This is a genomic window from Streptomyces sp. NPDC058470 (genome assembly GCF_042721055.1).
Taxonomy (GTDB): domain Bacteria; phylum Actinomycetota; class Actinomycetes; order Streptomycetales; family Streptomycetaceae; genus Streptomyces.
This window is the reverse complement of sequence record NZ_JBHXMF010000123.1, coordinates 1-7,505: the sequence shown is the minus strand read 5'-3', so window position 1 is coordinate 7,505 and position 7,505 is coordinate 1. Positions and strand designations below refer to the sequence as shown.

The following is a 7,505-nucleotide window of genomic DNA, read 5'->3' as shown; positions in this document are numbered from 1 at the left end:
ACGGGCGGGACGTACCGGCACGCCCCCGACCCACCCACCAGACGGCAAACGCACCCGCACCGCACACGGCCCCGCACCACCCGTCACCCACCACCCCCCGCCGGAATCACCGCAGACACCCGAAACCCCCCGGCATCCGTAGGCCCCGACACAAAAACTCCCCCCAACGCACTCACCCGCTCCTTCATGCCCAGCAACCCGTTCCCCCCACTGGGCAGATGCACGGACGAAGCCGCCCCCGGCTCCGGCGGGCACTCGTTCTCCACCTGCATCGCGATCTCCGAAACCCGGTGCGCCAACCGCACATGCGTCTTCGCACCGGCCGCATGCTTGTGCACGTTGGTAAGAGCCTCCTGAACAACCCGATACGCGGTCTGCTCGACCTCCCCGGCATACCCGGGCGAGTCCCCCTCGACCGACAGATCGACCACCATCCCGGCCGCCGCCGACTGCCCGATCAGCTCATCGAGCTCCGCGAGCGAGGGCCCGTCCATCGCATCGTCGGCGACCCGCGACGCCGCGGCCGCCGCCGCCACAGCCACCGCGGCAAGAGGCATCGAACGGTCCCGCGAATCCACCCCGCCCCCCGTACGCAGCACGCCCAACATCTCGCGCAGCTCGGTCAGCGCCTGACGCCCCATGTCCCCCACGAGCGCCGCGTTCTTGACGGCCTTCTCGGGATCCTTCCGGGCGACGGCCTGAAGGGCAGCGGCATGCACAACCATCAGACTCACCCGGTGCGCGACCACATCGTGCATCTCACGAGCAATCCGCGTCCGCTCCTCGTTACGCGCCCACTGCGCCCGCTCCTCCGCCCGCTCGGCGAGCAACTGCAACTCCCGCTCCAGCGAGTCCGCCCGCTCCCGCAGGCTCTCCATCAGCCGCCGCCGCGCCCCGACGTACAGCCCGAGAAGTACGGGCGGAGCGTTCATCCCCAGAGCGGTCGCGATGGAAATGAAGGGGACGAACCAGTTCCCCATGGGCACGTCACCGCTCACCACAGCCTGGTGCGCCCGTACGTACGTCACGATGAGCATCCCGGCGAAGGACATCAACGCCAGCGACCCGATGATCCGCCGCGGCAGCTCGGACGCGGCCAGCGTGTACAGCCCGACGAGCCCCATCAGGAAGCCCATCTGGGCGGGCGTGATGGCGATCGACACGAGTACGACGGCGATGGGCCACTTCCGCCGTAGCAACAACGTGAAGCCGGCGACCAGCCCGAACCCCACCCCGACCGGAACCGGCAGGCCCGCGTCATGGGCGAACGCAATCCCCTCGATGCCGGACTCGGCCGCAGACACCCCCGCGAGACCCGCGTCAAGCACCGCACTACGCCACCTGACCCACCACCACGGCCCGGTCCCGGCCGCGGTGTGCTCTTCCCCCGTCGTGGTCATGCCTCCAGCCTACGGTCGCCACCCGCCCCTTTTCCGGTGAGTTTCGCCTACTGGCCTACACCACACCCCGCAATCGAACAGAAGCGAAACCCACCAGAATCCCTCGAACTGCTGAATCGATCACCGTTCGACCCCGGAGGCCCACATTCCGCCCGGACGGTATGCCTATGGCACACGCACATGGCAAGTACGTGGATTTCGAGGGTCTGCGGGAGCGGGCGGTCGCTTTGCGACGGGCCGGACTCAGCCGCCGCCAGATCCGCGACCGGCTCCACGTCGACAACAACGACATCCTCAACCGGCTTCTGGAGGGCGAGCCGCCCCCGGAGTGGACCAAGCGCCCGAACGCGAAGGACGACGTCCGCGGGCGAGCCCGGGAGCTACGGCTCCAGGGCTGGACCTACGACCAGATCCAGGTCGAGCTGGGTTGCTCGAAGAGTTCGATCTCGTTGTGGGTACGGGATCTACCAAAGCCTGAGCAGCGGGATCCGACGGAACAGGCGAAGCTCGCGGCGCGGAAGCGGTGGGAGCACGAGCTGGCGGTACGGGACGAGGAGCGGCGGTACACAAAGGCAGCCGCAGCGGCCGAGATCGGCGCGTTGACCGACCGGGAGCTATTCCTGGCGGGCGTGGTCCTCTACTGGGCTGAGGGCTCAAAGGACAAGGCGTACAGCCCCCAACGTCGTGAGCGGTTGCAGTTCATCAACAGCGACCCGAATGTGATCAGCCTCTACCTGCACTGGCTTGAGTCCCTGGGCGTGGGGCGCGAGCGCATGCGGTTCCGCGTCAGCATCCACCAGTCAGCAGACGTGACCACGGCCGAGGCGTTCTGGGCGGAACTGGTCGGCGTCGAAGCCGCCACGTTCCAACGAACCACCCTCAAGGAGCACAACCCCAGAACGAACCGGAAGAACACGGAGGAGGCCTATCGAGGTTGCTTGGTCATCTACGTTCGCCAGAGCGCCGATCTCTACCGTCGCGTGGAAGGGGCTTGGTACGGCATAGTGTTGGGTGCCGACTCGGCGACTTGACCAAATGTCTGGTTTGGTCGAGTTAATTCCCCCATGGTGTAATCAGGCAGCACTGCGGTTTTTGGTACCGTATGTTCAGGTTCGAATCCTGATGGGGGAGCTACTCACGTTCGGGCCCTGACAGCCAAGTCAGGGCCCGCTCCCATGTCCCCCCTGAAACCCCCCGGTATCCTGCGGATGTCCACACCCCAGCCATCCGAAGCCGAAGGGCATACCCCGTGAGCGCCAATCGCCCGGCAGCCGTCGTCGTACTCGCAGCGGGTGAGGGCACCCGTATGAAGTCGGCCACACCCAAGGTTCTGCACGAACTGTGTGGCCGTTCCCTGGTGGGACATGTGCTCGCGGCAGCGGGCGAGTTGGAGCCCGAGAACCTGGTCGTCGTGGTGGGTCACGCCCGCGAGCAGGTCGTCGCGCACCTGGGCGGGATCGACCCCGGCGTACGCACCGCCGTACAGGCGGAGCAGAACGGCACCGGGCACGCGGTGCGGATGGGCCTGGAGGAGCTGGGCGGCGGCGTCGACGGCACGGTGGTCGTCGTCTGCGGCGACACCCCCCTGCTCACCGGGGAGACGCTGAGGAACCTCGCCGCGACCCACACCACGGACGGCAACGCGGTCACCGTGCTGACCGCCGAGGTCCCGGACGCGACCGGCTACGGCCGCATCGTCCGCGACGACGTCAGCGGCGCGGTCACCGCGATCGTCGAGCACAAGGACGCCAACGCGTCCCAGCGCGCCATCCGTGAGATCAACTCGGGTGTCTTCGCCTTCGACGGGCAGCTCCTCGCGGACGCCCTCGGCAAGGTGCGTACGGACAACAGCCAGGGCGAGGAGTACCTGACCGACGTCCTCGGCATCCTGCGCGAGGCCGGGCACCGCGTCGGCGCCTCCATCGCGGGCGACCACCGCGAGATCGCCGGGATCAACAACCGCGTCCAGCTCGCCGAGGCCCGCCGCATCCTCAACGACCGGCTGCTCACGCGGGCCATGCTCGCCGGGGTGAGCATCATCGACCCGGCCTCCACCTGGGTCGACGTCGCCGTCACCTTCGAGCGGGACGCGATCGTGCACCCGGGCACCCAGCTCCAGGGCGCCACGCATCTCGCGGAGGGCGCCGAGGTCGGCCCCAACTCCCGTCTGAAGGACACGAAGGTGGGCGCGGGGGCGCGGGTCGACAACACCGTCGCGGACAACGCCGAGGTGGGCCCGCAGGCAAGCGTCGGGCCGTTCGCGTATCTCCGCCCCGGCACCCGCCTCGGTCTCAAGGCCAAGATCGGGACGTACGTCGAGACGAAGAACGCGACGATCGGCGAGGGCACGAAGGTCCCGCACCTGTCGTATGTGGGCGACGCGACGATCGGTGAGTACACCAACATCGGTGCCGCCAGCGTCTTCGTGAACTACGACGGGCAGGACAAGCACCACACCACGGTCGGCTCGCACTGCCGTACTGGATCGGACAATATGTTTGTGGCGCCTGTCACCATCGGGGACGGCGCCTACACCGCGGCGGGCTCGGTCATCACCAAGGACGTACCGGCCGGTTCGCTGGCCGTGGCCCGTGGCCAGCAGCGGAATATCGAGGGTTGGGTGGCGCGCAAGCGTCCGGGAAGTGCCGCCGCGAAGGCCGCCGAGACCGCCTCCCGGGAGCCGGAAGGCGAAGCCTGACCGGAAACCGGTGCGTCCTGCACGGCGTACCGTGATAAACGCACATCCGCACACCCCCAGCTGAGAAGACCTCTCCTAGTAGCTCTTTGTGGCTCCTAGTAGCCGTAGTGCCTCTCGCGGCAAGCTCGCACGCGGCTGACTCGTGCGAGTCGGTCATATGCGGCCGAGAGGTCCTCTCGCACCCAGCTGAGACACCTCTGAGGAGACAGTGCTGTGACCGGGATCAAGACGACCGGCGAGAAGAAGATGATGTTCTTCTCCGGCCGCGCCCACCCCGAGCTTGCCAAGGAGGTCGCCCACAGGCTGGGGGTCGGCGTAGTCCCGACGAAGGCCTTCGACTTCGCCAACGGCGAGATCTACATTCGCTACGAGGAGTCCGCGCGCGGCGCCGACTGCTTCCTCATGCAGAGCCACACGGCCCCCATCAATAAGTGGATCATGGAGCAGTTGATCATGATCGACGCTCTGAAGCGGGCCTCCGCGCGGAGCATCACCGTGATCGTGCCGTTCTACGGTTACGCGCGACAGGACAAGAAGCACCGCGGGCGTGAACCCATCTCGGCGCGGCTGATCGCCGACCTGTTGAAGACGGCCGGTGCCCACCGCATCCTCACGGTCGATCTGCACACCGACCAGATCCAGGGCTTCTTCGACGGCCCGGTCGATCATCTCTTCGCGCTGCCGATCCTCGCGGACTACGTGGGTGCGAAGGTCGACCGCGCCAAGCTGACCGTCGTCTCCCCCGACGCCGGCCGGGTGCGCGTCGCCGACCGCTGGTGCGACCGTCTCGACGCTCCCCTCGCGATCGTGCACAAGCGCCGTGACAAGGACGTCGCCAACCAGGTCACCGTCCACGAGGTCGTCGGTGATGTGGAGGGCCGTGTCTGTGTCCTGGTCGACGACATGATCGACACCGGCGGCACGATCTGCGCCGCCGCCGACGCTCTGTTCGCGCACGGCGCCGAGGATGTCATCGTCACGGCCACGCACGGTGTGCTCTCCGGCCCGGCGGCCGACCGGCTGAAGAACTCCAAGGTCAGCGAGTTCATCTTCACGGACACTCTGCCGACCCCGGGCGAGCTGGAACTCGACAAGATCACGGTCCTGTCGATCGCGCCGACGATCGCGAACGCGGTCCGCGAGGTCTTCGAGGACGGCTCGGTGACGAGCCTCTTCGAGGAGCAGTAAACCCACGCTCCACCGGTCGATCCGGTAGGTCCCGTAGATCGATTTCTGATACGGCCTCCCCGCCCAGTAAGCTGTCACAGTTGCTCGGCGAGGGAGGCCGTACCGCTTTACGAGGCGGGTACGGCGGTCCGTTATCGACGCGCTCTTCGTAGCAGGCCGATGTTCGGCCGGGTGACCACCTTCCCCATTTGATCTACGAGGAGTGAACATGGCCGACGTCAAGCTCGCCGCCGAGACCCGCACCGAGTTCGGCAAGGGCGCCGCCCGCCGTATCCGTCGCGAGAACAAGGTTCCTGCCGTTGTCTACGGTCACGGTGCCGAGCCCGTCCACGTCACGCTTCCGGGTCACGAGCTCCAGCTCGCTCTGCGTAAGTCGAACGTCCTGCTCACCCTGGACATCGAGGGCAAGACCGAGCTGGCGATCCCGAAGGCCGTCCAGCGTGACGCGATCAAGGGTTCCCTCGTGCACGTCGACCTGCTCACCGTGAAGAGCGGCGAGAAGGTCACCGTCGAGGTCTACGTCCACACCGAGGGCGAGCTGGCCCCGGGTTCCTTCCTGCTCGAGCACGTGCTGAGCACGCTGACGGTCGAGGCCGAGGCCACTCACATCCCCGAGTCGGTCACCGTCTCCATCGCGGGCCTTGAGGCCGGCGCCGCCATCCTCGCCAAGGACATCCCGCTCCCCGAGGGCACCACGCTGGTGATCGACGAGGACGCGGTCGTCCTCCAGGTCCTGGCCGCCCAGGCGGAGGAGGCCTCCGCTGACGAGGCCGAGACCACCGAGGCCTGATCCCTCACCGGGTCATCGTTTTTGCCGGCCGCCGCTCCTCCGGGAGCGGCGGCTGACGCGTATCAAGAACACGGCGCGTATCAAGGACACATGGGAGACACGGACGTGACGACGACGACCGACGACGCAGCCGCCCCCTGGCTGGTCGTGGGGCTCGGCAACCCCGGGCCCGAGTACGCCATGAACCGGCACAACGTGGGCTTCATGGTGGCCGATCTGCTGGCGGGGCGGATCGGCGGCAAGTTCAAGCGGGCCGGCAAGGCGCAGGCGCAGGTGATCGAGGGGCGTATCGGCCCGCCGGGGCCGGCGAATCGCCGGGTGATTCTGGCCAAGCCGATGTCGTACATGAATCTGTCCGGTGGTCCGGTGAACGCGCTGCGCGACTTCTACAAGGTGCCGCTCGCGCACGTCGTCGCGATCCATGACGAGCTGGACATCGATTACGGCGTCCTGCGTCTCAAGTTCGGCGGCGGGGACAACGGCCACAACGGGCTGAAGTCGATGACGAAGGTGATGGGTCCGGACTACCACCGGGTGCGGTTCGGTATCGGGCGTCCTCCGGGGCGTATGCAGGTCGCGGATTTCGTTCTGAAAGACTTCGCGTCGGCGGAGCGCAAGGAGCTCGACTATCTCGTGGACCGTGCGGCGGATTCCGTGGAGTGTCTGGTGATCGAGGGGCTGGAGCGGGCGCAGAGTTCGTACAACTCCTGAGGCTCCGGCGCTCGCGGGCGTCGGAAGGGTCGTACAACTCCTGAGGCTCCGCTCTCACGGGCCTCGAAAGGTACGTACAACTCAGGACTTGTCCCCTGCCTGAGTTGACCAGGCGCATGGCCATGGCCAATGATCCCCGCCATGCCCGCCACGTCAGGTCAGAGCTCCCGCCAGAACGCTTACGCGGCGCTGCGGTTCGGGCAGCTCGCGACGATGGGTACGGTCGCGGCGCTGATCCTGATCGCGGGTGTCTGGGGTTCCTGGGGCACGGCGCAGCACGTGATGCTGAGCCGGGGCCGGGAGCAGGGGACGATGACGGTCACGGCGTGTTCGGGCGAGACCTGCACGGGGCCGTACTCGCCCACGTCGACGGGATCGGAGGCGCGGGCCCGGGTCTCCATCGAGGAGTCGGTGGCGGTGCGGAAGGGCGGGGTCTACTCGGTCACCGTGAAGCCGGGCACCAGTGACGTGGTGCGCTCAGGACCGGCCGGACTGCTCTACTCCTGGGTTCCCTTCGGTGGCGCGCTGCTGCTCGCCGCGGTGGTGGTGGCGGGGGGTCTGCGGCTGACGCGGGTGGCGTGGGCGCTGGCGGCGGTGGGGTTCGTGCAGCTGACGGTGACGTTCCTGGCCTTGTGAACTCACAGCGATGCCCCCGTGTTCGTACGGGCGGATTCTCGGGGTCCTCGCAACACCTGATGGCTTACGTGGCCGTCAGTAG

At 67.5% G+C, this 7,505-nt stretch carries 7 protein-coding genes and 1 tRNA gene; 7 read left to right on the top strand and 1 reads right to left on the bottom strand.

Annotated features, from left to right (window positions below; translation table 11 throughout):
• Nucleotides 1–83: 83 nt before the first annotated feature.
• Entirely contained in the window at nt 84–1,400 is a 1,317-nt protein-coding gene (locus ACFWP7_RS42250) for a sensor histidine kinase (protein WP_384393872.1), read from the bottom strand.
• A 167-nt stretch (nt 1,401–1,567) separates the two neighbouring features.
• On the opposite strand from ACFWP7_RS42250, the gene ACFWP7_RS42245 reads away from it, so the two are divergent.
• The 7 genes from ACFWP7_RS42245 to ACFWP7_RS42215 all read left to right on the top strand — a co-directional run bounded on the left by ACFWP7_RS42245 (nt 1,568) and on the right by ACFWP7_RS42215 (nt 7,423).
• Nucleotides 1,568–2,431 carry a hypothetical protein gene (locus ACFWP7_RS42245; RefSeq protein WP_384393869.1) on the top strand — a complete coding sequence of 288 codons (864 nt, stop codon included), beginning with the start codon at nt 1,568–1,570 and terminating at the stop codon, nt 2,429–2,431.
• Between the two features lie 27 nt (nt 2,432–2,458).
• Nucleotides 2,459–2,531 (top strand) — tRNA-Gln (locus ACFWP7_RS42240).
• Between the two features lie 118 nt (nt 2,532–2,649).
• Nucleotides 2,650–4,098: a bifunctional UDP-N-acetylglucosamine diphosphorylase/glucosamine-1-phosphate N-acetyltransferase GlmU gene (gene glmU / locus ACFWP7_RS42235; RefSeq protein ID WP_384393866.1), complete on the top strand. Its 1,449-nt coding sequence runs from the start codon at nt 2,650–2,652 to the stop codon at nt 4,096–4,098.
• 213 nt (nt 4,099–4,311) lie between these two features.
• On the top strand, nt 4,312–5,286 hold the full coding sequence (locus tag ACFWP7_RS42230) for a ribose-phosphate diphosphokinase (RefSeq protein WP_384393864.1): 975 nt from the start codon (nt 4,312–4,314) through the stop codon (nt 5,284–5,286).
• 208 nt (nt 5,287–5,494) lie between these two features.
• Nucleotides 5,495–6,076, top strand: coding sequence for a 50S ribosomal protein L25/general stress protein Ctc (locus ACFWP7_RS42225; RefSeq protein ID WP_384393861.1), 582 nt, complete (start codon nt 5,495–5,497; stop codon nt 6,074–6,076).
• Nucleotides 6,077–6,166: 90 nt separating this feature from the next.
• Nucleotides 6,167–6,787, top strand: a complete 621-nt coding sequence (gene pth, locus ACFWP7_RS42220; RefSeq protein ID WP_384393858.1) for an aminoacyl-tRNA hydrolase — start codon at nt 6,167–6,169, stop codon at nt 6,785–6,787.
• 129 nt (nt 6,788–6,916) lie between these two features.
• A complete protein-coding gene (locus ACFWP7_RS42215; RefSeq protein WP_384393856.1) occupies nt 6,917–7,423 on the top strand; it encodes a hypothetical protein in 507 nt (168 codons plus the stop codon).
• Nucleotides 7,424–7,505 lie beyond the last annotated feature (82 nt).